Annotated in this window: 24 protein-coding genes; 11 read left to right on the forward strand and 13 right to left on the reverse strand. The window is 45.1% G+C overall.

Annotated features, from left to right (window positions below):
• Window positions 1–20: 20 nt before the first annotated feature.
• Genes ACP7AK_RS00655 through ACP7AK_RS00675 form a run of 5 tightly spaced genes read right to left on the reverse strand, consistent with a single transcriptional unit; the run spans window position 21 to window position 6,549 of the window.
• The gene (locus ACP7AK_RS00655) at window positions 21–923 is read right to left on the reverse strand and encodes a hydroxymethylglutaryl-CoA lyase (protein ID WP_425878025.1); all 903 of its coding nucleotides are present in this window, start codon (window positions 921–923) and stop codon (window positions 21–23) included.
• A complete protein-coding gene (locus ACP7AK_RS00660) occupies window positions 920–2,914 on the reverse strand; it encodes an acetyl/propionyl/methylcrotonyl-CoA carboxylase subunit alpha (RefSeq protein WP_425878027.1) in 1,995 nt (664 codons plus the stop codon). Before ACP7AK_RS00660 ends, ACP7AK_RS00655 begins: the two co-directional genes overlap by 4 nt.
• 19 nt (window positions 2,915–2,933) lie before the next feature.
• Window positions 2,934–3,728 carry an enoyl-CoA hydratase/isomerase family protein gene (locus ACP7AK_RS00665; RefSeq protein ID WP_425878029.1) on the reverse strand — a complete coding sequence of 265 codons (795 nt, stop codon included), beginning with the start codon at window positions 3,726–3,728 and terminating at the stop codon, window positions 2,934–2,936.
• Between the two features lie 11 nt (window positions 3,729–3,739).
• On the reverse strand, window positions 3,740–5,341 hold the full coding sequence (locus tag ACP7AK_RS00670) for a carboxyl transferase domain-containing protein (RefSeq protein ID WP_425878031.1): 1,602 nt from the start codon (window positions 5,339–5,341) through the stop codon (window positions 3,740–3,742).
• A 35-nt stretch (window positions 5,342–5,376) separates the two neighbouring features.
• Window positions 5,377–6,549 carry an isovaleryl-CoA dehydrogenase gene (locus ACP7AK_RS00675; protein WP_004646592.1) on the reverse strand — a complete coding sequence of 391 codons (1,173 nt, stop codon included), beginning with the start codon at window positions 6,547–6,549 and terminating at the stop codon, window positions 5,377–5,379.
• A 148-nt stretch (window positions 6,550–6,697) separates the two neighbouring features.
• Here ACP7AK_RS00675 and ACP7AK_RS00680 point away from each other — a divergent pair, with 148 nt between their 5' ends.
• From ACP7AK_RS00680 to ACP7AK_RS00700, 5 genes are all read left to right on the forward strand, one after another.
• Window positions 6,698–7,333: a TetR/AcrR family transcriptional regulator gene (locus ACP7AK_RS00680; protein ID WP_005251442.1), complete on the forward strand. Its 636-nt coding sequence runs from the start codon at window positions 6,698–6,700 to the stop codon at window positions 7,331–7,333.
• Between the two features lie 98 nt (window positions 7,334–7,431).
• The gene (locus ACP7AK_RS00685) at window positions 7,432–9,120 is read left to right on the forward strand and encodes an AMP-binding protein (protein ID WP_425878034.1); all 1,689 of its coding nucleotides are present in this window, start codon (window positions 7,432–7,434) and stop codon (window positions 9,118–9,120) included.
• A 309-nt stretch (window positions 9,121–9,429) separates the two neighbouring features.
• Window positions 9,430–10,098: a class I SAM-dependent methyltransferase gene (locus tag ACP7AK_RS00690; RefSeq protein ID WP_425878036.1), complete on the forward strand. Its 669-nt coding sequence runs from the start codon at window positions 9,430–9,432 to the stop codon at window positions 10,096–10,098.
• A 62-nt stretch (window positions 10,099–10,160) separates the two neighbouring features.
• The gene (locus tag ACP7AK_RS00695) at window positions 10,161–10,958 is read left to right on the forward strand and encodes a thioesterase family protein (protein WP_004280113.1); all 798 of its coding nucleotides are present in this window, start codon (window positions 10,161–10,163) and stop codon (window positions 10,956–10,958) included.
• 83 nt (window positions 10,959–11,041) lie between these two features.
• The gene (locus ACP7AK_RS00700; protein WP_253137758.1) at window positions 11,042–11,818 is read left to right on the forward strand and encodes a Rossmann-like and DUF2520 domain-containing protein; all 777 of its coding nucleotides are present in this window, start codon (window positions 11,042–11,044) and stop codon (window positions 11,816–11,818) included.
• Window positions 11,819–12,046: 228 nt separating this feature from the next.
• Here the strand turns inward: ACP7AK_RS00700 and trmB are convergent, their stop codons facing one another.
• Both trmB and ACP7AK_RS00710 read right to left on the reverse strand, forming a co-directional pair.
• Window positions 12,047–12,763: a tRNA (guanosine(46)-N7)-methyltransferase TrmB gene (gene trmB / locus ACP7AK_RS00705; RefSeq protein ID WP_004729978.1), complete on the reverse strand. Its 717-nt coding sequence runs from the start codon at window positions 12,761–12,763 to the stop codon at window positions 12,047–12,049.
• A 151-nt stretch (window positions 12,764–12,914) separates the two neighbouring features.
• Complete coding sequence (locus ACP7AK_RS00710) at window positions 12,915–14,360, reverse strand: SulP family inorganic anion transporter (RefSeq protein ID WP_425878039.1); 1,446 nt, start codon at window positions 14,358–14,360, stop codon at window positions 12,915–12,917.
• 217 nt (window positions 14,361–14,577) lie between these two features.
• Here ACP7AK_RS00710 and ACP7AK_RS00715 point away from each other — a divergent pair, with 217 nt between their 5' ends.
• On the forward strand, window positions 14,578–15,189 hold the full coding sequence (locus ACP7AK_RS00715; RefSeq protein ID WP_425878041.1) for a glutathione binding-like protein: 612 nt from the start codon (window positions 14,578–14,580) through the stop codon (window positions 15,187–15,189).
• 54 nt (window positions 15,190–15,243) lie between these two features.
• Here ACP7AK_RS00715 and ACP7AK_RS00720 read toward each other — a convergent pair whose 3' ends face one another.
• The 5 genes from ACP7AK_RS00720 to ACP7AK_RS00740 all read right to left on the reverse strand — a co-directional run bounded on the left by ACP7AK_RS00720 (window position 15,244) and on the right by ACP7AK_RS00740 (window position 17,998).
• Window positions 15,244–16,026 (reverse strand): thiazole synthase, encoded by a 783-nt coding sequence (locus ACP7AK_RS00720; RefSeq protein WP_004646601.1) that lies wholly within the window; start codon window positions 16,024–16,026, stop codon window positions 15,244–15,246.
• Between the two features lie 14 nt (window positions 16,027–16,040).
• A complete protein-coding gene (thiS, locus tag ACP7AK_RS00725) occupies window positions 16,041–16,238 on the reverse strand; it encodes a sulfur carrier protein ThiS (RefSeq protein WP_004280105.1) in 198 nt (65 codons plus the stop codon).
• A gap of 35 nt (window positions 16,239–16,273) precedes the next feature.
• Window positions 16,274–16,639 (reverse strand): DUF423 domain-containing protein, encoded by a 366-nt coding sequence (locus tag ACP7AK_RS00730; RefSeq protein WP_004280103.1) that lies wholly within the window; start codon window positions 16,637–16,639, stop codon window positions 16,274–16,276.
• A gap of 119 nt (window positions 16,640–16,758) precedes the next feature.
• Window positions 16,759–17,628, reverse strand: coding sequence for an RNA polymerase sigma factor RpoH (gene rpoH, locus ACP7AK_RS00735; RefSeq protein WP_004280101.1), 870 nt, complete (start codon window positions 17,626–17,628; stop codon window positions 16,759–16,761).
• Between the two features lie 136 nt (window positions 17,629–17,764).
• Window positions 17,765–17,998, reverse strand: a complete 234-nt coding sequence (locus ACP7AK_RS00740; RefSeq protein WP_004280100.1) for a sulfurtransferase TusA family protein — start codon at window positions 17,996–17,998, stop codon at window positions 17,765–17,767.
• Window positions 17,999–18,380: 382 nt separating this feature from the next.
• Here ACP7AK_RS00740 and ACP7AK_RS00745 point away from each other — a divergent pair, with 382 nt between their 5' ends.
• Both ACP7AK_RS00745 and rhlB read left to right on the forward strand, forming a co-directional pair.
• A complete protein-coding gene (locus tag ACP7AK_RS00745; RefSeq protein ID WP_004280099.1) occupies window positions 18,381–18,596 on the forward strand; it encodes a cold-shock protein in 216 nt (71 codons plus the stop codon).
• A 101-nt stretch (window positions 18,597–18,697) separates the two neighbouring features.
• Window positions 18,698–19,849: an ATP-dependent RNA helicase RhlB gene (rhlB, locus tag ACP7AK_RS00750; RefSeq protein ID WP_004280098.1), complete on the forward strand. Its 1,152-nt coding sequence runs from the start codon at window positions 18,698–18,700 to the stop codon at window positions 19,847–19,849.
• A 60-nt stretch (window positions 19,850–19,909) separates the two neighbouring features.
• Here the strand turns inward: rhlB and ACP7AK_RS00755 are convergent, their stop codons facing one another.
• Complete coding sequence (locus tag ACP7AK_RS00755) at window positions 19,910–20,290, reverse strand: hypothetical protein (RefSeq protein ID WP_004646604.1); 381 nt, start codon at window positions 20,288–20,290, stop codon at window positions 19,910–19,912.
• A gap of 259 nt (window positions 20,291–20,549) precedes the next feature.
• Between ACP7AK_RS00755 and ACP7AK_RS00760 the strand changes: the two genes are divergently transcribed.
• The 3 genes from ACP7AK_RS00760 to ACP7AK_RS00770 all read left to right on the forward strand — a co-directional run bounded on the left by ACP7AK_RS00760 (window position 20,550) and on the right by ACP7AK_RS00770 (window position 22,770).
• Window positions 20,550–21,131, forward strand: a complete 582-nt coding sequence (locus tag ACP7AK_RS00760; RefSeq protein WP_044112675.1) for a nitroreductase family protein — start codon at window positions 20,550–20,552, stop codon at window positions 21,129–21,131.
• Between the two features lie 33 nt (window positions 21,132–21,164).
• Complete coding sequence (locus ACP7AK_RS00765) at window positions 21,165–22,238, forward strand: NAD(P)H-dependent glycerol-3-phosphate dehydrogenase (protein WP_253100218.1); 1,074 nt, start codon at window positions 21,165–21,167, stop codon at window positions 22,236–22,238.
• Between the two features lie 76 nt (window positions 22,239–22,314).
• Window positions 22,315–22,770: a phosphoglycerate mutase family protein gene (locus tag ACP7AK_RS00770; RefSeq protein ID WP_005246746.1), complete on the forward strand. Its 456-nt coding sequence runs from the start codon at window positions 22,315–22,317 to the stop codon at window positions 22,768–22,770.
• Window positions 22,771–22,782: the final 12 nt, after the last annotated feature.

Below are 22,782 nucleotides of genomic sequence, written 5' to 3' on the forward strand. Positions count from 1 at the left end.
TTGCTCAAGCAAGTTTATTTTCAAGCACAGGCTTTTTGCCAATAGGCATTGGCATAATTGGATGGATTGTTGCGCTGCAAGACTTCACTGATATTACGGCTGGCCTGCATCAGGGCGTCTAGCTGAATACCGGTTTGAAAGCCCATATTCGAGAGCAGGTAATACAGGTCTTCAGTTGAAACATTGCCTGAAGCGCCTTTGGCATAAGGGCAGCCACCTAAGCCGGCAATGGAGGAATCAAAGACCCGAATGCCTTGAAGTAAAGACTGGTAAATATTGGCGATGGCCATGCCGTAGGTATTATGGAAATGTCCCGCCAAAACTTTAGTATCAAGTTCAGCCAGACAAGCCTCCCAGACATTTCTTACCCGATCCGGTGTTGCTGTACCAATGGTTTCACCCAATGACACTTCGTAGCAGCCCATCTCCAGCAAACGCTGGGTGACTTTGACCACCTGCTTCGGATCAATGGCACCTTCATAAGGACAGTCCACCATGCAGGAGACATAGCCACGTACCTTAATATCATTGGCTTTGGCTGCTGCCATGACATCGGCAAACTTCTCGAAGCTTTCATCAATCGAGCAGTTGATGTTTTTGCGGGTAAAGCTTTCAGAAGCAGCGGTAAATACCGCGACTTCTTTGCAACCCACAGCCAGTGCCGATTCAAAACCTTTCAGATTTGGGGTCAGCAGACTGAACTGAATATTCGGATCTTGGGGTAGGCTGGCAAAGAGCACATCACTGTCTGCCATTTGCGGTACCCATTTGGCTGAAACGCAGGAACCAACTTCGATGGACTGTAGACCGGTTTTCATCAGGTCCACAATCAGGTTTTTTCGGTCATCCAATGTCAAAGGTGTTTTTTCATTTTGCAGGCCATCGCGTGGCCCGACTTCTACGATTTTGACAAAATCCGTCATGCCACTTCCTCCGCCAGCGGCTGGAACTCGACCAGTTCATCACCGGCTTTAACCTGATCACCCTTCTGGAAATATGAGCTTGCGATGATGCCGTCATGCGGTGCGCGAATCGAGTATTCGATCTTCATGGCTTCCAGCGTCATCAGCACATCATCTTTTTTGACTTTGTCATTGGCTGCCACGAGCACCTGGGTAATGACGCCTGGCATTGGCGCGATCAGGTTATTTTCCGTGCCTTGTTCATCCTGATTATTAAAATCAGACTTCAGGTAATTGAACTTATAGCTTTGACCATTCTGGAATAGGGTAATGCCTTGCTCATTCTGGCTAAAAGCCAGTTTTTGCTGTTTACCCGCCAGTTGTAACGCCAAAGTATGGGCATCGACGAGCTGACCCTGAATTTGAATTTGCTGACCGTTATAGCTGGCGACAAAGCCTTGATCCTGAGTGCGGAACTGAACTTTCAGGTTGATGCCATTGCGTTGTAATTGCACTGTATGGCTATTTTGCTGGTTCAGGCGCCAGAATGCTTGCTGCTGCCACACCGGATTGCTTGGAACGGGATTCTGTGCTTGACGTGCCAGTAGCTCAATCAGTGCAGCACTGACCACCAGTTCGGCACGGATATCCGCAGAAGGTTTGAGCAGAAATTCTTCTTCACGCTGAATCAGGCCAGTATCTAAATGTGCATTTTTAAACGAGTCACACAGCACCAGGCGATCTAGAAAAGCAATATTGTTACCCAGACCATCGACATGGAACTGACCCAGCGCATGGTGCATCTGGGTTAGGGCTGCTTCACGATTTTTACCCCAGACAATCAGTTTGGCAATCATCGGATCATAATAAGTGCTGATCTCGTCGCCTTCGACAATACCGCTATCGACACGTACACAGTCACTTTGCTCCGGATAATGCAGGTAGCTGATCTGACCGATCGCCGGGATAAAACCTTTTTCCGGCTCTTCAGCATAGACACGGGCTTCAAGCGCATGACCGTGAATCTGCAATTCATGCTGCTGCTTCGGTAAAGGTTCACCAAAAGCTACGCGCAGTTGCCATTCTACCAGATCCTGTCCGGTAATCATTTCAGTCACCGGATGTTCAACCTGTAGGCGGGTGTTCATTTCCATGAAATAGGCCGTACCGTCTTGCTCGACAATAAACTCTACCGTACCGGCGCCAACGTAATTCACTGCACGAGCGGCATCAATCGCAGCCTGACGCATCGCTTCCAGTTTATCTTCTGGCATTTTTGGTGCAGGCGCTTCTTCTAGCACTTTCTGGTGGCGACGTTGTACCGAACAATCACGCTCAAACAGATGTACATAGTTGCCATGTGTATCGCCAAAAACTTGCACTTCAATATGACGTGGCTGAATCACATAACGTTCAATCAGAACGTCTTCATTGCCAAAACTTGAACGTGCTTCACTCTTACATGAAGCAAGCGAGCTAAGAAAATCTTCGCTGCATTCCACCAGACGCATGCCTTTACCGCCACCGCCGGCACTGGCCTTGATCAGTACCGGATAGCCAATATTGTCTGCCTGCTGTTTCAGGAAGTCGGCATCCTGATTGGTCCCATGATAGCCGGGGGTTAGAGGCACACCGGCTTTTTCCATCAGCGCTTTAGAGGTGGCCTTTAGACCCATTGCCAGAATGGCATCGACTGGCGGGCCAATAAAGACAATATTGTTGTCCTGACAGGCCAAGGCAAACTGGTCATTTTCGGACAGGAAACCATAACCGGGGTGAATCGCCTGGGCACCAGTGTTTTTGGCTGCCTGAATAATGCGATCAATTTGCAAATAACTTTGTGCTGCTGGCGATTCACCAATATAGATCGCTTCATCGGCCAGTTTCACATGTTGTGCCTGCGCATCAGCATCGGAATAGACGGCAACGGTGGCAATTCCTAATTTCTTCGCTGTACGAATCACACGGCAGGCAATTTCACCACGGTTGGCAATTAAAATCTTCTCAAACATTGTAGGATCCTTCTTGTTGTTATGCCGTGGTCTTGATCCAAGCCGGGCTTTGTTTGTTCAAAAATGCATTCAGTCCATTTTTCGCCTCATCTCCCTGGCGAATATGGGCAATATGCTGTGCTGTTTTAAGCAGTAAATCTTCGGTCAATACCTGTTGGTCAACCAGTTGAATCAACTGTTTCGATGCGCTCTGTGCAGCAGGACCACCCAGTAAAAGTGCTTCCACAATTTCATCAATTTTGCTGTCGAGCTGTTCTGGTGTAGTAACTTCATGCGCAAGACCAATGCTTTTGGCCTGTTCAGCAGTAATCCGCTCGGCGGTCAGGAAATAACGTGAGGCCTGACGGGCACCAATCGCACGAATCACATAAGGGCTGATGGTCGAAGGTGCCAGACCTAAGCGAACCTCGGAAGTGGCAAACTTGGCATCTGTACTGGCCACACAAATATCACAGGCTGAGGCCAGCCCCATGCCGCCACCAAAGGCAATGCCGTGTACCCGGGCAATGGTTGGCTGTTTTAAGGTCGCCAGACTTTGCAGCATTTTTGCCAGTTTGATAGCATCCGCTTCGTTGTCTGCCTGTGATGCCTGACCTGCCTGTTTCATCCAGTTCAGATCCGCGCCAGCAGAGAAACTCTTGCCTCGGCCTGCCAAAATCACCACACGCACATCATCATGGTCATTTAAAGACCGGAAACAGGCATTCAGTTCTTCAATCACCTGGGTATTAAAAGCATTGTGCAGTTCGGCACGGTTAATCCAGACTGTCGCGACCTGATCCTGCTGTTCGAGCTGTAAAAATTGATATGTCATTTTGTCACCCCTTACATGCGGAACACGCCGAATTTGGTTGGCTGGATTGGCGCATTCAGTGCCGCAGCCAGACTCAAGGCCAAGACTTCACGCGATTGCGCTGGATCAATCACACCATCATCCCATAAACGCGAAGACGCATAATAAGGGTGGCCTTGGCGTTCGTATTGGTCACGGATTGGTTGTTTAAACTGGTCTTCTTCTTCTGCTGACCAGCTGCCACCTTTCTGTTCAATCTGGTCACGTTTTAAGGTCGACAAAACGCTGGATGCCTGTTCACCGCCCATCACTGAAATACGCGAGTTTGGCCAGGTCCACATAAAGCGTGGCGAATAAGCACGGCCACACATGCCGTAGTTGCCGGCACCAAAAGAACCGCCAATGACCAGGGTCAATTTCGGAACATTGGCATTGGCGACGGCCATCACCAGTTTGGCACCATTTTTGGCAATGCCTTCATTTTCATACTGGCGGCCGACCATAAAGCCGGTAATATTTTGCAGGAAAATCAGTGGAATATTGCGCTGGGTACACAGCTCAATAAAATGTGCGCCTTTTTGGGCTGACTCGGAAAATAGAATGCCATTATTGGCAATAATCCCGACCGGCATTCCATAGAGCTTGGCAAAACCGGTCACCAGGGTGGTGCCGAAACGTGCCTTGAACTCGTCAAAACGTGAGCCATCGACAATACGCGCTATCACTTCACGGATATCAAAAGGCTTGCGCGCGTCACTCGGCACAATGCCGTACAGTTCCGAACTGTCAAACAGCGGCGCTTCGATTTCATCTGCGGTCTTGTTTGGCTTTTTGTTCAGGTTGGCCACGATGTTGCGGGCAATCGCAAGCGCATGTTCATCATTTTCAGCCAGATGATCAGCCACACCAGACAAACGGGTATGCACATCACCACCACCGAGATCCTCACTGGACACCACTTCACCAGTAGCTGCCTTAACCAGAGGAGGGCCGCCGAGGAAGATCGTGCCCTGATTGCGGACAATAATGGTTTCATCTGACATGGCGGGAACATAAGCACCGCCTGCAGTACAGCTACCCATCACCACTGCAATCTGGGCGATACCTTGGCTCGACATACGTGCCTGATTGTAGAAAATACGGCCGAAGTGATCGCGGTCTGGAAATACTTCATCCTGTAAAGGCAAATATGCACCGCCTGAATCCACCAGATAAATACAAGTTAGCTGGTTCTGTTCGGCAATTTCCTGGGCACGTAAATGCTTTTTCACTGTTAATGGATAATAAGTACCGCCTTTCACCGTAGCATCATTGGCAATGATCATGCAGGTCAGACCGTTGACCTGACCAACACCAGCGACCACACCTGCGGCAGGCACATCATCCTGATACACCTGATAGGCAGCCAGCTGACCAATTTCCAGAAAAGCGGTTCCTGGATCAATCAGGTGATTAATCCGTTCACGTGGTAACAGCTTGCCGCGATCTAAATGTTTTTGGCGGGCAGTTTCGCCGCCACCCAAAGCAATTTTTTCAACTTTCTGTTTTAGGTCATCCACCAGTTGCAGCATGGCAGTCTGGTTGGTTTTAAACTCTTCACTACGTATATTGATTTTGCTCGATAACTGATTCATGACGAACATCCTTGTTTTATTCTAAGTGTTAAGATTTAGGCTGTTTCGTTGAAAAGTTCACGGCCAATCAGCATGCGGCGGATTTCTGAAGTACCGGCGCCAATTTCATACAGTTTGGCATCGCGCCATAAACGGCCTGCAGCAAACTCGTTGATATAACCGTTACCACCTAAAGTCTGAATGGTTTCACCCGCCATCCAGGTCGCTTTTTCAGCAGCATATAAAATGGCACTGGCAGCATCTTTACGCAGGCTACGGCTATGTTCGGCCTTGTCACATTCAGCGCCTACGGCATACACCAAGGCCTTACATGCCAACCAGGTCGAATACATGTCGGCAATTTTGCCCTGCATCAGCTGGAATTCACCGAGAGCCTGGCCAAACTGTTTACGGTCATGAATATATGGAATCACGGTATCCATACAGGCATCCATAATCCCCAGTGGGCCAGCACTCAATACAGCCCGCTCGTAATCCAGCCCACTCATTAACACTTTGGTACCATTGCCGACGCCACCCATGACGTTTTCTTTCGGTACTTCGACATTGTCAAAAAACAGCGGATAAGTATTGGAACCGCGCATACCCAGTTTATCCAAATGCGTGCCATGGCTGAAACCTGGCATATTTTTCTCCACCAGAAACGCAGTCATACCTTTGGCACCGGCTTGCAAATCGGTTTTGGCATAGACCACCAGGACATCGGCATCGCCACCATTGGTGATCCACATTTTTGAACCATTCAGGAGATAATGATCGCCTTTGTCTTCCGCTTTCAGTTTCATGCTGACCACATCCGAGCCGGCATTCGGTTCAGACATCGCCAAGGCACCGACATATTCACCTGAAATCAATTTAGGCAGATAGCGCTGTTTCTGTTCTTCCGTACCATTACGCTTAATTTGGTTTACGCATAGGTTAGAATGTGCGCCATAGGACAGCCCAATGGATGCAGAAGCACGGGAAATTTCCTGCATGGCAATAATGTGCGCCAGATAACCGAAATTTGAACCGCCATATTCCTCACTGACTGTCAGACCAAGCAGGCCCATCTCGCCAAACTTTTTCCAAAGGTGAGCAGGGAACTCGTTGTCACGGTCAACCTGTTGAGCAATCGGGGTAATTTCTTTGGCGCAAAATGCGGCCACTGAATCACGAAGCGCTATTAGAGTTTCATCCAAACCGAAATCCAAGCTTTGTAAATTCATTCTTCATCCATCCTATGGTTCTATTTGTTGTATCCAAAAAAGCATTTTTGTTGTGCTTGTGGTTTTAACATACAACGAAAAAATAAAAAAGTGAATCTATATTCACAAAATGATTTACAATTCATTTTATCTTGTTGAGAATAATTTTATGAGTTATAAAAGATCATCATTGATGCAGGAACGAATGGAACAAAATCGCCTGTCGATTTTGGAATCTGCTCGTGAACTGATTATTCAAGGGGGCTTGAAGGAGGCATCGATTCAGGCCATTGCAGAGCGTGCAGGCGTTTCTACAGGACTGGTCTATCGATATTTCGAGAGCAAAAGCCAGATTTTGATCGAGGTTTTGTCGGCCGCGATTCAGCATGAAGTCGGGATCTTGAACCATATTGCCGAGTCAGATTTGTCGCCAAAACTGAAATTGCAAAAATCTGTTACAACTTTTGTCAAACGTGCAATGAATAGCCCCCAACTGGCGTATTCACTGATGTTCGAACCGGTTGATCCGGAAATGGAACATGAGCGTTTTCGCAGTAAGCAGCTGCTCAAGCAGAGCATTAAGGAAATTCTGGCCGAAGGAAAGGTCAATGGAGAATTCGAATTTGAAGATTTGAATACGGCAGCGTTGGGCGTGGTTGGCGCCATGACCTTTGTCGTAATTGAACCTTTAAATCCGTCCCGAAATGTCATGTTTGATCAGAAGTATAAGGATCACTTTGTCAAACAGATTGCCGATTTTTGTGTCAACGCAGTACGTGGGCAGGAGGAAAATTTACAAGCATAAACACACAAAAAACCGGTACACAGACAAGGTCGTCGTGGTCATAAAACAATTAGTAAAGTTGAAAATCAGAATTACAAAGAATCAAGGAGATCGATTCAATGACACAAGTACGGTTAAGCTATGCCTATGGAACCAGCAGCCAGCCTTTATTGGGCATGACGATTGGTGAAAAATTTGATCAGGCTTGCGAGCAGTATGCAGAACGTGATGCGGTAGTGAGTTTGCATCAGAACATACGCCTCAGTTACCGGCAGCTACAGGATCAGGTCAATGCCTTTGCCTGTCAGCTGCTGAAACTAGGTATGCAAAAAGGTGACCGTCTGGCAATCTGGTCGCCGAACTGTGTGGAATGGACCATTACCCAGTTTGCGGCCTTCAAGGCAGGCATTATTCTGGTGAACCTGAATCCGGCCTATAAAAGCAATGAGCTTGAATATGTGCTAAACAAGGTCTCCTGTAAGGGACTGGTGATTGCAGCGCAGTTTAAGACGACGGACTATCAGGAAATTCTGACTAAAATTGCACCTGAGCTGATGCAGACTGAAAGTAAATTCCTCAATGCAGAGCGCTTGCCGCATTTAAAGCATGTGATTAAAATTGATGATCAGCAGCATACCGGTATCCACCGTTTTCAGGATTTACTAAGCTCGCCAAGCCCCCAAGAGCTGGAACAACTGCAACAGATCTCCAGTGAATTGCAGTTCGATGAAACGATTAATATCCAGTTTACTTCGGGCACTACGGGCAATCCGAAAGGCACCATGCTGACCCATAATAATATTTTAAATAACGGGTACTTTGTCGGTGAAGCGATTCATTTAGGTCCAGAAGACAGCGTCTGTATTTCAGTTCCTTTATTTCACTGCTTTGGTATGGTGATGGGTAATCTGGCCTGTATTACGCATGGTTCTGCCATGATCTATCCATCAGCTGTATTTAATCCGCTGGAAACCTTGAAAGCCATTCAGCAGGAAAAATGTACTGCGGCTTATGGTGTGCCAACCATGTTTATCGCCATTCTTGAGCATGAACAGTTTGACGAATTTGACCTGTCCAGTCTGCGTACCGGGATTATGGCGGGTAGTCCATGTCCGCAGGAAATTATGCAGCGCGTGATTGAACGCATGCATATGTCTGAAATCACGATTTGTTATGGCATGACCGAAACTGCGCCAGTGAGTGCACAAAGCTCAACGGCAGACAGTGTCGAGCGACGTGTTAGTACGGTTGGCCGGGTACATCCGCATCTGGAAGTTAAAATTGTCGATGAAAATGGCAAGGTGGTGCCACGCGGTCAATTGGGCGAGCTATGTGTACGCGGTTATTCCGTCATGCTCGGTTACTGGGAAGACCAGGACAAAACTCAGGAAGTGATTGATGCTGCACGCTGGATGCATACCGGTGATATCGCTGAAATGGATGATGAAGGCTTTGTGAAAATCAAGGGTCGAATCAAGGATGTCGTCATTCGTGGCGGAGAAAACCTGTTCCCGAAAGAAATCGAAGATTTCCTTTATACCCATCCTGCCGTTTCAGATGTACAGGTGATCGGTGTGCCAGACCATAAATATGGTGAGGAACTTTGTGCTTGCATCATCCTGCATGAAAATGATCCGTGTACTGAGGAAACTATCCGTCAGTATTGTAAGGAGCATATTTCTCACAATAAAGTGCCACGTTATGTGCGTTTCTTCCAGGAATTTCCAATGACGGCTTCCGGTAAGGCGCAGAAGTTCAAATTGCGTGAATTTATGCGTGAAGAGCTGAACTTGAAAGAGATTGCTTAAATTGTATTGATGCGATTCTTAAATGGGGCAAAGCAGTATTTAATGCATGCATTGCCTCCATTTGTATAACGGTTTCGATATCAATGTTTAGGCTTTTCTTACTTTTGATGGGCCAAAAGTAAGCAAAATCCCTTTATTTTGCTGAAGGGACTTCCATGTCCCTCAGCAAAATGGCGACATCCATGTCGCCGGGTCTATGATCAAATTTCAAGAAAACAGTAAATAAGATCAAGCTACAAGATTTAAATATTCAATCTATCTAAATACCCGCCTGAGTTTTAGATTCGTGCATAGATTTAGAGTAAAAATATGGCAAAAAACTTTCACAGTGAAGTCGTGGTCGTCAGTTATGACGATCATATCCGTAAACTGATTCCCGGTTATGAACTGGTGCATCAGCAGATTGAAGCAATTCTCAGCACTGAACTCCCAGAAACCGCACATATGTTAATAGTGGGTTGCGGAACAGGTTATGAATTGTCGTATTTATTAGAGCAACATCCAGACTGGACCTTTACTGCAATTGATCCATCAGCAGCCATGCTGAAACAGGCTAGTAAAAATCTGAATTCTATAGATCGACAAAGGGTGCAATTCATCCAAAGCACGATTCAAGATTTGAATCAGCCGGATACTTTCGATGCCGCATTGGCCATTCTGGTGGCTCATTTCATTCCAAATTCCGAAAAAAACGGATTTTTTCAGGCTATCCATCAGTGTCTTAAAACCAACGGTCTTGCATTGACCTATGACCTGATGCAACCCGAAGATCAGCAAGACATCAAAATTATGCAGAAGCTGGCACAGCAGACAGGGTTAAGCGTGGTGCAAAGTAGCAAGATGATTGAACGCTTGGAGCAGGATTTTCACTTGTTATCTGCGCAAAATTTTACAGCACTTTTAACCAAAGTCGGATTTAAACAGTGCAAAATTTATTGTCAAATCATGAATTATCATGGCTTTTTGCTCAGAAAATAAAGATCAAAGAACTTTTTGCAAATTCTAAAGTTTAAGAGAATATTCAGGGAAGTATTAAAACAATGTCGGCATATTACAGTTTTATTCAGCGCGAACAGCATGCAGATGGCAGTACTACGGCTTATTACCGTTCTAATATTCATGCACAAGGTGCGTGGAATCCGCATGAGCAGCACATGGCGCCAGCCACCGGTATTCTATGCGTCGAACTGGAACAGTTTCAGCCACGTGCTGACATGCGTATTGGTCGGGTCGGGCTGGATATTTTTGGCCTGATAGCCTTTGGTGAATTTTCGATTACCACACGCATGATCCGTCCGGGTAAAACCATTGAACTGGTTGAAGCTGAAATGTGTGCCAATGGTAAAACCTGTATCGTGGCACGCGCGTGGAGAATGCTAACTTCAAATACCACGGCCATTGCTGGAGTGGAAGATTTTCCGATCGAAAGTCCAGAATATTTACCGGTTTGGGAGGGTATGCGCTGCTGGCCGGGCGGTTATATCCAGAGTATTGAAACCCGGGCACATGCTGACCATCGTGCAGGCAAGGGCATTGTCTGGCTAAGAAATTCGCTGGACATGGTAGAAGGTCAACCGACGACAGACTTTAGTCGTTTGCTCGGTATGGTCGATACGGCCAATGGCATTGTGCCACGTCAGGACCCGAATTCCGGTTGGGGATTTCCGAATCTGGACCTGCAGATTCATATGCACCGTCTGCCGCAGGGTAAATGGCTGGGACTGGAAGTGGTGCAGCAATATGGTGAAGATGGTATCGGTCTGACTAGCGGGATTCTGCATGATGTTCATGGACCTTTTGGCCGAAGTGAACAGATTCTGACCCTGCGAAAGTTCTAAAGCCTATTCAAAAACATCAAGGCCAATTGCCTCAATCTGTATTTATTGGCATGCTGTGCGCAATGAGTCAGGAACAGCACAAGATGCGGATCAGTATGATTGGGGCAGGGCGAGTGGCATATCATCTTGCCCGTGTATTTTCAGCACAACATGAGATCGTACAGATCTACAGTCGAACCCTAGAAAAATCACAGCAACTGGCTGAGCAATTCAACGCTCAGGCCATCGCTCGACCTGAACAGCTGAGTCATGAGGTGGATCTGGTCATTATCGCGGTCAGTGATCAGTCGATTGCCAGCGTCATTGAACGGATTCATCCGCATTTGCAGCAGAACCTGATCGTACATACCTCTGGCAGTACCCATCTCGATTTACTGAAAAATGTGCATGTGCGTGCAGGCGTATTTTATCCTTTGCAGACCTTTAGTCTGGAACGCCAGATTGATTGGCAGCAGACGCCACTATTTATTGAGGCGGAGAATGAACAGGACCAAATCCTGTTATTAGAACTGGCAAATAGCCTAAGCAATCGTGTTTATACTTATAATTCTAGTCAACGTCTCAGTTTGCATCTTGCAGCGGTATTTGCCTGTAACTTTGCCAATTATTGTTATGACATGGGCAAGCAGGTGGTTGATGCACAACAGGTCGATTTTAGTTTGTTGTATCCCTTGATGCTGGAAACCGCCAGTAAAGCCACGCAGAATGATCCCAAACAAATGCAGACCGGCCCAGCGATGCGTGGTGATCAGAATATCTTGAATATGCATCAGCAGATGTTAGCTAATATGCAGCGGGAAGATTTGCAAAATGTCTATCAGTTGTTGAGCCAGCAAATCCTAGAACGTCATCGAAAATAAAAGAGCCGGATTTTTTAGTCTAAAATAAAATACTCAATTCTTTTTCCTCTTTAATTTTGGTGAAAAATGAAAAGAAAAAATAATAAAACATGGAAATAGTATAAAGATGAAAATCTATTTTTCTTCTTAAGTGTTATTTCGGGTGCATTTGTCTTTATATATAAGTGGATTGCAAAATTTCTCCCATAAAAAAGCGCTGATTAATCAGCGCTTTTTTTGAATCTTGGATTAAGAAATTTTCTTGAAGATAAAATCATTAATCTTGTGACCGGCTTCAATCCCGCGACGTTCAAACTTGGTTTGCGGACGCCATTCTGGACGAGGGTAGCTGTTGCCTTTGCCCGCCAGATTTTCCAGTCGTGGACGTTCTTCCAATACTTCAATCATCCACTCTGCATACGGTTCCCAGTCCGTTGCAGCATGGAAAGTTCCGCCAAGCTCCAGCTTTTGCTCCACCAGTGGCATACGGTCATGCGAAACAAAACGGCGTTTAAAATGACGCTTTTTCTGCCATGGATCAGGGAAGTACAATTGCACAGTATTGATACTGTTGTCTGGCATTTCACGTAATACCTGAATTGCATCTGCATCCAGTACACGTAAATTCGTTAGGCCTTCAACACCTGCTTCGTAAATGCATTGCGCAATACCCGGTACATGCACTTCAATCCCGACAAAGTTACGCTCAGGATTGGCTTTGGCCATCAATACCAGTGAACGGCCCATCCCAAAACCGATTTCTACAGTCAAAGGGCGCTCTGGATGTTCAAAGTGCTGACGCAAATCACCCACTGGATATTCCAAAATTAAGTGACCATATTGTTCAAGCGCAGTACGTTGAGAGGTGTTTAACGGCATTGAGCGGCGCATAAACGTCACGATTTCACGGTGCTCGCTTAAGTTTTCCAGCTCAACGACTTGCTGGTCTAATTGATCGTTCGACATAACTTTGGCAAATCTAAAAATTCAGAATGCGGTATTTTAAGTCCTGAGCCGAGCAAGTCAAACTTTTCTCGGTATTTCTCCATAAAAATTGGCGAGATCTTCCAGATAAAATAAAAGAGCCAATTGAGGCTCTTTTATTAATCACCGTTCATCAGCTACTAAACCGGTCAATCAGTGTACTGCTGGCTTCATTTAAACCGATCACTGTTACGTCTATATTTTGGGCTTTAAATTTCTGGATCACATTATTCAACATGTTCACTGAGGTCACATCCCAGATATGCGCGTGGGTTAAATCCAGTTCGACATGCTCAAGCTTTTCCTTAAAATCAAAGAACTGATAGAATTTTTCTGTACTGCTGAAGAATATCTGTCCGGAAATAATATAGCTACGTGAATTGACCGTATTTAAATACGTATAGACATGTATAGTTCTTTCCAGTTTATTAATAAAGAACAGGGCAGAGAGCAATACGCCGACAAATACACCAAGCGCCAGATTATGAGTGGCAAGCACGACAATAATCACGGCAATCATCACGGTATTAAATTCTAGCGGATGTTTGCTGAATTGCTTGATTGCTCCCCATTGAAAGGTGGTAAATGCCACCATAATCATGATCGCAACCAGAGCTGCCATTGGGATATAAGCCAGCCAGTCTTTCAAAAAAACCACGAGACACAGCAGAAACACGCCAGCGACCAGAGTCGATAAACGGGTACGTGCCCCTGAAGACACATTGATAATTGACTGGCCGATCATGGCACAACCGGCCATCCCGCCCATAAAGCCGCTGACAATATTGGCCATACCCTGACCACGACATTCCTGATGACGGTCACCTTCAGTTCCGGTCACTTCATCAATGACCGTAGTGGTCATCATGCTTTCCAGCAAACCGACAGTCGCCAAGGTAAAGGAATAAGGCAGGATAATTTGCAAGGTTTCCAGATTGAGTGGAATTTCTGGAATCAGGAATACTGGCAAAGTATCCGGGAATTGTCCAAGATCGCTCACGGTACGCATATCTACACTTAACAACAGCGCCAACCCGCTTAATACGATAATACAGATTAAAGGTGAGGGAATGGCTTTGCCAATTTTCGGGATATACGGAAACAGATAAATAATTGCCAGACCAATCGCAATAAACAGATAACCGGTGCTATCCATCCGGTTAATTTCCGGGATTTGTGCCACAAATATCAGGATCGCCAAGGCATTCAAAAATCCGTATACCACCGCCTGCGATACAAAGCGCATTAATTTAGCGACTTTAAAATAACCGGCAATGACCTGAATGATACCGGTCAGAATTGTGGCAGCCAACAGATATTGCAGACCATGTTCTTTTACCAAGGTAATCATCAAAAGCGCCATAGCACCTGTAGCCGCAGAGATCATGGCAGGACGGCCGCCAAAAAAGGCAATGGATACTGCAATGCAGAAAGAGGCATACAAACCGACTTGCGGATCAACACCGGCAATGGCAGAGAAGGCAATTGATTCAGGAATCAGGGCAAGTCCCACCACCAGACCTGCCAGTACATCTGTGCGGATATTGGAAAACCATTCTTCTTTTTTCAGGCTAATCACGAAATATCATCTAAATTTGGAAAACCTGTGTATGTTAAACAGATAGAGATAAAAATCTACACAAGATTGACTTGCAAAAGCCCGGAATATCCTGAATATTGAATGAGTAACTGTCTTGAGATCACAGTTACGCTTTTTTGCAATTTACAGGTTTGATCACTTGAAAGTTTGTCAGAAGCGATTTAAAACATTGAGAAGTGTATAACAAGGATCAGAAATGAAGCTTTACTATTCACCAGGTGCCTGCTCACTAGCAGCACATATTATTTTAAATGAAATTAATGTCGATTTTGATTTGGAACGTGTTGATTTAAAAACACATAAAACAGAAAAAGGTACGGATTATTACGAAGTTAATCCTAAAGGCTATGTACCAGCGTTAGAAATTAACCCTGGTCTGATCCTGACAGAAAATGTTGCAATTCTACCGTTTCTTGCTCAACACGATCCAAAACAAGATTTGATCCCACCATCGGGCATGGGACGTGCCAAAGTGCTGGAATGGTTAGGTTATCTGAACTCTGAACTACATGATGCCTATGCGGTGTTCTTCGGTGGCAAGTTATCCGACGATGAAAAGAAAAAAGCCTATGCGGAGATTGATCGTCTATTGAGTTATATCGATAAAGCTATCGGTGAATCGGACAATGATTATCTGGTGGATGATAACTTTGGCCCTGCGGATGCTTATCTGTTTGTCTTGACCAACTGGTCGAACCAGATTGAGCATGATCTGAGTCCATATAAAAATATTATTCATATCCGTAATAAGGTGGCAGAACGTCAGTCTGTACAGATTACCATGCGTGATGAAGGTCTGATTCCTTAATTACTGGAAAAAATAAAGGACTCAATTGAGTCCTTTATTTTTGTTGATGAAAATTTATTTAAAGAAATAGCCGGTTTCCGGCGAGCTGGCATTGGCCATACGCTTGCGCGGCATACGGCCTGCAAGAAAAGCTTCTCGGCCTGCTTCAACGGCTTTTTTCATCGCAGATGCCATCAAGACCGGATTTTGCGCTGCCGCAATCGCTGTATTCATGAGTACGCCGTCACAGCCCAGTTCCATCGCAATCGCAGCATCACTGGCTGTACCGACACCGGCATCGACCAGAACCGGGACTTTGGCATTTTCCTTGATGATTGACAGGGTGTGTGGATTCAGAATGCCCAGACCAGAACCAATCAGGCTACCCAGTGGCATAATCGCGACACAGCCCATGCTTTCCAGCTCTTGCGCCACGATCGGATCATCCGAGGTATAAACCATGATCTCAAAGCCATCGTCAATCAAGGTGCGAGCGGCTTTCAATGTTTCAGTCACGTTTGGATAAAGCGTTTTTTCATCACCTAAAACTTCAAGTTTGACCAGATTGTGGCCATCGAGCAACTCACGCGCCAGCATACAGGTGCGGACGGCACTATTTGCATCGAAGCAACCTGCGGTATTCGGCAAAATGGTATATTTTTCCGGAGGAATGACTGACAGCAGGTTCGGCTGGTCAGGATCTTGGCCAATATTGACACGGCGAATAGCGACAGTGACAATCTCTGCACCACTGGTTTCAATGGCCTGCTGAGTTTCATTTAAATCTTTGTATTTGCCCGTGCCTACCAAAAGGCGTGACTGGAATTGGCGTGAACCAATCTGTAATAAATCTTGCATAATTGTCCCGAGTATTAGCCGCCACCGACCGCGTGAATAATTTCTATTTTGTCTGTATCGCAAATTGGCGTATCGCCCAATCTGCTTTTAGGAATAATCATTTCATTGACTTCAACTGCAAAACGCTTACCCTCAAGCGCCATACTCTGAATCAGTTCCAGCAGATTCTTGCAGTGAGTTTCCTGTTGTTCGCCATTGATGTAAATCATCATTCTAGCAACCCTCCATGATTAAGTGTTGTTCAAACTTATCTGGCGTATTTTAAAGCATTCCAGGCCAGAATTAACCATCCGGCAATCATTAAAGCCCCGCCGATGGGCGTAATAGCACCTAAACCGCGGGGTAATCCTAAGGCCATGATATACAGTGAGCCAGAAAACAGTAAAATGCCGACCTGAATCAGACCGAAGCTCCATTGAATGGGCAATGCAGGGATGACTTTCGCCAGTAAAGAAAGAATCAGTAGTCCTAAGGCATGATAGAAAAAATAATCCGTTGCCGTTTGCCACCAGCCGAGCTGTGCTTCAGTCGCCCGCGCTTTTAAACCATGTGCACCAAAAGCACCGAGCATGACTGCAAGTGCCAAATTAAGTGCTGAAATCGCAATCCACATTTGAATTGATCTTCCTGATAAAGTTTGCGCTCAACCTTAGCATAAATTCAAAATGCGGACATAAAAAAGCCTTCATCAAAGAAGGCTTTTTCGAGGTAAATCAGTAACAGAATTTGGTGTTAATTGGATGACATCGCCACTTTAATTTTTTCCATGGCATTTTTTTCCAGCTGACGAATACGTTCCGCAGAAACATTATATTCGGCTGCAAGCTCATGCAGGGTCGATTTCTCGTCATCTAGCCAGCGACGCTGCAAGATATTACGTGAACGATCATCTAGCTGATCCATGGCTTCATGCAGGGCAGAGGTGCTTTGCTCCTCATAGTCTTCATTTTCAATCAGACGAGCCGGGTCATAACGATTATCTTCAAGATATAACGCTGGTGCCACATGGGTGGAACCTTCATCATCGTCATCGCTTGATGCATCAAAAGCCGCATCATACGCCGTCAGACGGCCTTCCATTTCCAGTACTTGTTCTGGTGTGACATTTAAATCATTGGCAATAGACTGTGCTTCTGCGAGCGTCAACTTTTTCGATGATTTCTTCAGGCTGCGCAGATTAAAGAACAGTTTACGTTGCGCTTTAGTAGTGGCGATTTTCACAATACGCCAGTTACGGATCACGTATTCGTGAATTTCCGCCTTGATCCAGTGCACGGCAAATGACACTAAACGTACGCCCATATTCGGGTCAAAACGTTTTACAGCTTTCATCAGACCCAAGTTGCCTTCCTGAATCAGGTCACCTTGTGGCAGACCATAACCGGCATAACTACGCGCAATATGTACTACAAAACGCAAGTGCGACATGACCAGCATTTTCGCTGCATCTAAATCTTGGTCATAGTAATAGCGTTCAGCCAACTCTTTTTCTTGTTCGGCCGTTAAAATCGGAATCTGATTGACAGTGCTGATATAAGCACCGAGGTTGACACCTGGCGCCGATAATGACAGGGGCATCAACTGATTGCGGCTGTCACTCATGTGTTCTCCTTGAAGTGCGGGATAACCCTAAACTAGGTTTTATCTTAATCCAATCTCTCCGCAAATAATGGATATTTGGGTAGAGAAATGTAAAAAAGTATACGAAAGTGAAGATCAACAGTTTAATTGAAAATTTTTAAGATTCAATTAAGTAGTGAAACTCTGTATCAGAAATTTTTTTAAATTCAAGCTTGAGCTGATGCAGCTGACAATAGCGGCTGACATCTGTCTGGCTATGCGGATCAGATGATTTCAGCAGGAATGTTTTCTGATTTCCGGCCTTTAGTGCGCGCTTTAACATTAATAGCGGCATCGGGCACGGTTTTCCCATAGCGTCTATAAGGCTGAATTGCGCTGGATATTCGGACATTGCGGTTTTATTTAGATAGCAGAAAAGGCTATAAATAGTAGCAAATATGATGCCAGAACCAAACTGGTTTCAGAAAAAGAAGATCTAAATGACTTTATAAAGTCTTTTGACAATTTTCATGAAAAAAATAACTAAATCAAACAGAACATGCTAAAAAAAATCTATTAATTGTGATAAACCCATGTTAAGCTCGTTGCGTATTTGGGACTTTGAATAAACAAAGTGATTGTTTTTCACCCTATTACATAAATGGATGTAACCGGGATTTTGTTGATAGTTTTACAGAATGATTACAAGCTTAAAAATAATATTTTCAAACTTGTTTGCTCTGCTGTTTGCAACACCGGGTGGTCCTTCTTTTAGTTTCAATGAGGATTAACTTATGACAGCTGCTCGCGAACAAGGCGTAGTTAAGTGGTTTAACGATACTAAAGGCTTCGGCTTTATTCAACGTAATGGCGGCGATGACGTATTCGTTCATTTCCGTGCTATCCAAGGTGACGGTCACCGTTCACTTCGTGACGGCCAACGTGTTGAATTCAGTGTTGTTAAAGGCCAAAAAGGCTTTCAAGCTGAAGAAGTTCAACCATTAGACTAATCTTCGGATTAAGCTAAAAAGAAAACGCTCCAATATAACTTGGGGCGTTTTTTGTTTATACTATCCCTATCTTAGTGATTACCCAATTAGAGCACCGCTTTATGTCATCTGGTTTTGAAACCTTAAATTTACATCCCAATCTAAAAAAAGCGATTGATGCTTTAGGCTTTACCACCATGACGCCTATCCAGCAGAAGGTTTTGAAATTCACGCTGGCAGGACATGATGCCATTGGCCGTGCACAGACAGGTACAGGCAAAACTGCTGCCTTTTTAATTAGTATCATGAATGATCTCTTAAATAATCCGATTCAGGAACAACGCTATCGTGGTGAGCCACGTGCGCTGATTTTGGCACCGACCCGTGAACTGGCGTTACAGATCGAAAGCGATGCACAGGATCTGGCGAAATATGCTGGTCTCAATGTGGTGACCTTGCTGGGTGGTGTGGATTTTGACAAGCAAAAGAACCAGCTTAATAAAGCGCCTGTCGATATTATGGTGGCAACACCGGGTCGTCTGATTGATTTTGTAGAACAAAAAGAAGTCTGGCTGGATCAGATTGAATTTTTGGTCATTGATGAAGCTGACCGCCTATTGGATATGGGTTTTATTCCTTCAGTAAAGCGCATTGTACGTTTCTCGCCGCGTAAAGAACAACGTCAGACTCTGATGTTCTCTGCTACTTTTAGTTACGATGTATTGAATCTTGCGCAGCAATGGTTGTTTGAACCGGTCACAGTTGAAATTGAACCGGAAAAGAAAACCAATGCCGATGTCGAGCAGCGGGTTTATATGGTCGCTAAGGCGGACAAATATAAATTGTTGCAAGAAATCCTGCGTGATGAGCCGATTGAAAAAGTCATGATTTTTGCCAACCGTCGTGATCAGGTGCGCAAACTTTATGATCATTTAAAACGTGATGGCTATAAAGTAGTGATGCTGTCTGGCGAGATCGCTCAGGACAAACGTCTGAAAATGCTGGATCAGTTCAAAAATGGTAAACATAACATTATGATTGCAACGGATGTGGCAGGTCGTGGCATTCATGTTGATGGTGTATCGCATGTGGTGAACTTCACCTTGCCGGAACAGTCGGATGATTATGTGCATCGTATTGGCCGTACCGGTCGTGCGGGAACTAGTGGTGTGAGTATCAGTTTCCTTGCAGAAGATGATGCGTTCTATCTGCCAGAAATTGAAAAAGCCATTGGGCAAAAATTGCCTTTGACCCGTCTGGAAGGTTATTGTTAATCCAGATCATAGAAAAACCGCTCTTGAAGAGCGGTTTTTTATTGCGCTGTGGTTTAAGGCTTATTTGGCCTGACAGCGGAATGTAAGCACCGTCTGATAATCATCATTCTGGTTTAAACCAGTATTGGTACCTGCGATATTGCCAAGGACAGTAGCTGCTGCCTGAATCATCTGACCTGTTTGTTCATCGACCACGCCTTTTAAAGCGCCGTTATAAGCTGTCTTTTCATCTACAATAATTGGGGTTGATCGAGAGCCACAGGCTTTATTGGCCGCAGTAATCGCGTTGTTTTTCGAAGTCAGTTGATTTTTACCTAATCCGGTCACTTCATACTGGTTATTTTCCTTTTGCACTGCCAATGCAGTTGGATTTGATGCACAGGCAGTAAGCAGTAATGCGGAAATAGCTAATCCGCTGAAAGCGATTGTTTTTTTCATCATGAAATCTCAAGTAAATACGATGCTGAATATTTCAACACAGCAAGCAGCGCAGATTTTGTAGCTGTTGTATAGGTTTGGCAATTTTTGGTATAGCTCTATGTGAGTTAGGTGAAAAATAGAGCAGCACAGGATTGAAAAACCAAGCAACTTTATCTTCAAATTGTGATGAGCGTGCTGAATCGCTATGAAGTTTCTAGCGTATTTTTCTTTGAATATGCTAATCTTGAGTATGGTTTTTTAAGTGTAGATATACAAGGCAATGACGGAATCTGCGATTGACATCGTTCATCAAAATATTCACCAACGGCAATCGATTGGTCATCTGCTGGCACCCGCACCCAATGCAGAACAACTGGAAAGAGCCTTTCAAGCGGCATTAACTGCACCCGATCATCATCGGCTCAAGCCGACCACATTTGTGGTGGTTCCAGATAATCAGCGTGAAGCTTTTGGAGGGTTGCTGTCGCAGGCGCTCGTCGATTTGGGTGAAACTGAAACAGCGCAGATTGAGCGGGTCAAGAATCATCCATTTCGTGCGCCCTTATTGGTGCTTGCCTTAACGCGTTTGCAGGATCATCCTAAAGTTCCGCATTTTGAACAAATCCTTAGTTCAGGCGCAGCCATTCAGAATTTTCTGTTGTCACTTCAGGTTCAGGGTTTCTCGACCATGTGGCGTAGCGGTGCTGTAGTCGAGTCTGGCCTGTTTAAGCAGGCATTGGGAATTTCAAAAGATGATCTGGTCTCAGGTATTATTTATATTGGCACTGCAGCAAAAGCAATTCCAGCACGCGCAGAGATTCAAACCGGTGATTTTGTCAGTTATTGGAACCAGAACAGCTAGTTTGCAGGGTATAACAGGATATTAAAAAATAAGATGTCAGAATTAAATTTCTCAAAACTGGTAGAACCAGTTGCAGTTGATCATAAGACAGCTTTAAGAGTCACAGTATTGGGTGGGGGCAGTTTTGGTACTGCAATGGCCAATACTGCAGTGCGTAATGGTTGCAATACCATGATCTGGATTCGTGACGAAGCAGTTGCGGCAGATATTAATGCCACGCATATTAATAAACGCTATTTGCCAGATTTTAAGTTAGAAGAAAATCTGCTAGCGGTGTCAGATCTGGAACAGGCTGTGCGTGATCGCGATATTATTTTAGTCGCTATTCCGAGTCATTCCTTTCGGGATGTCTTGCAGCAAATCAAACCTTTTATTACGTCGCAAGCCGTGATCTCGCTGACCAAGGGTATTGAAGCCAAAACCTTTAGTTTCATGAGCGATATTATTCGTGAAGTGTTGCCTGAAGTGCCTTATGGTGTGTTATCAGGACCGAATCTGGCCAAGGAAATTGTGGCAGGACAGCCGGCAGGAACCGTGATTGCCAGCCAGTCCGAGCTGGTGCGTTATGCCGTACAACAAGCCCTACATAGTGCCTTGTTCCGCGTATTCGCCAGTGATGATGTGCATGGGGTAGAACTCGGGGGCGCATTAAAAAATATCTATGCTGTCGCGATGGGCATGGCTGCTGCGTATAACGTGGGTGAAAATACCAAGAGTATGATCCTGACCCGTGCTTTGGCCGAAATGAGCCGTTTTGCAGTAAAACTCGGTGCAAATCCGCTGACCTTTCTTGGGCTTTCAGGTGTGGGTGATTTGTTCGCAACCTGTAGCAGTCCGCTCAGTCGTAATTATCAGGTGGGTTACGCACTTGGCAAGGGTAAGACTTTGGAGCAGGCAACAACTGAACTGGGTCAAACGGCAGAAGGGATTAATACCATTTTGCAGGTCAAGGCACGTTCGGAAGAACTCGATGTGTATATGCCGATTACTTCGGCCTTGTATGATGTGATTTTTGAAGGTGCGCCGCCACTCAATATTGCCTTGTCATTGATGAAAAATGGTCATCGCAGTGATGTTGAATTTGTCTTGCCACATCATCAAGTCTGATCTATAACACAGGGACTGTCTGCGAATTGTCATATCAGCTAGTTAACATGCAGGCAAAAGAATATAAGGAAATCAAATGCAACTGACTTTAGTTCGACATGGCGAGGCCGCACCACCGGTCAATGGTAATGACACCAAGCGACCTTTAACGGAGCGTGGTCATCAACAGGCTGAGCAGACTTCACAGTTCTTAAAGGATCTGATTAAGCCTGAAGTCTTTGTGGTCAGTCCGTTATTGCGTGCGCAGGAAACTCTGGCACATTTGCAGCAGTATTTTAAAGATGTGCCGGTGGTGATCTGTAATACCATCAAACCGGATGATGATGCCAAAGTCGCAGTGGAATGGTTGTCGCAACTGCCTTATGAGTCGATTGCAGTGGTATGCCATATGAATGTGGTGGCACATATGTCTTCCATTCTGCTGGCTGAATCTTTTCAACCTTATGCATTGGCAGAAGCACGTATTTATGATCAGGCGGTGATTGCCCCTGGCTTATCCACACAGATAAAAAGCTTTAGTCCTACACTATAAAAAATTAATTAA

Source organism: Acinetobacter sp. TWP2-2-3 (genome assembly GCF_049896445.1).
Taxonomy (GTDB): Bacteria; Pseudomonadota; Gammaproteobacteria; order Pseudomonadales; family Moraxellaceae; genus Acinetobacter.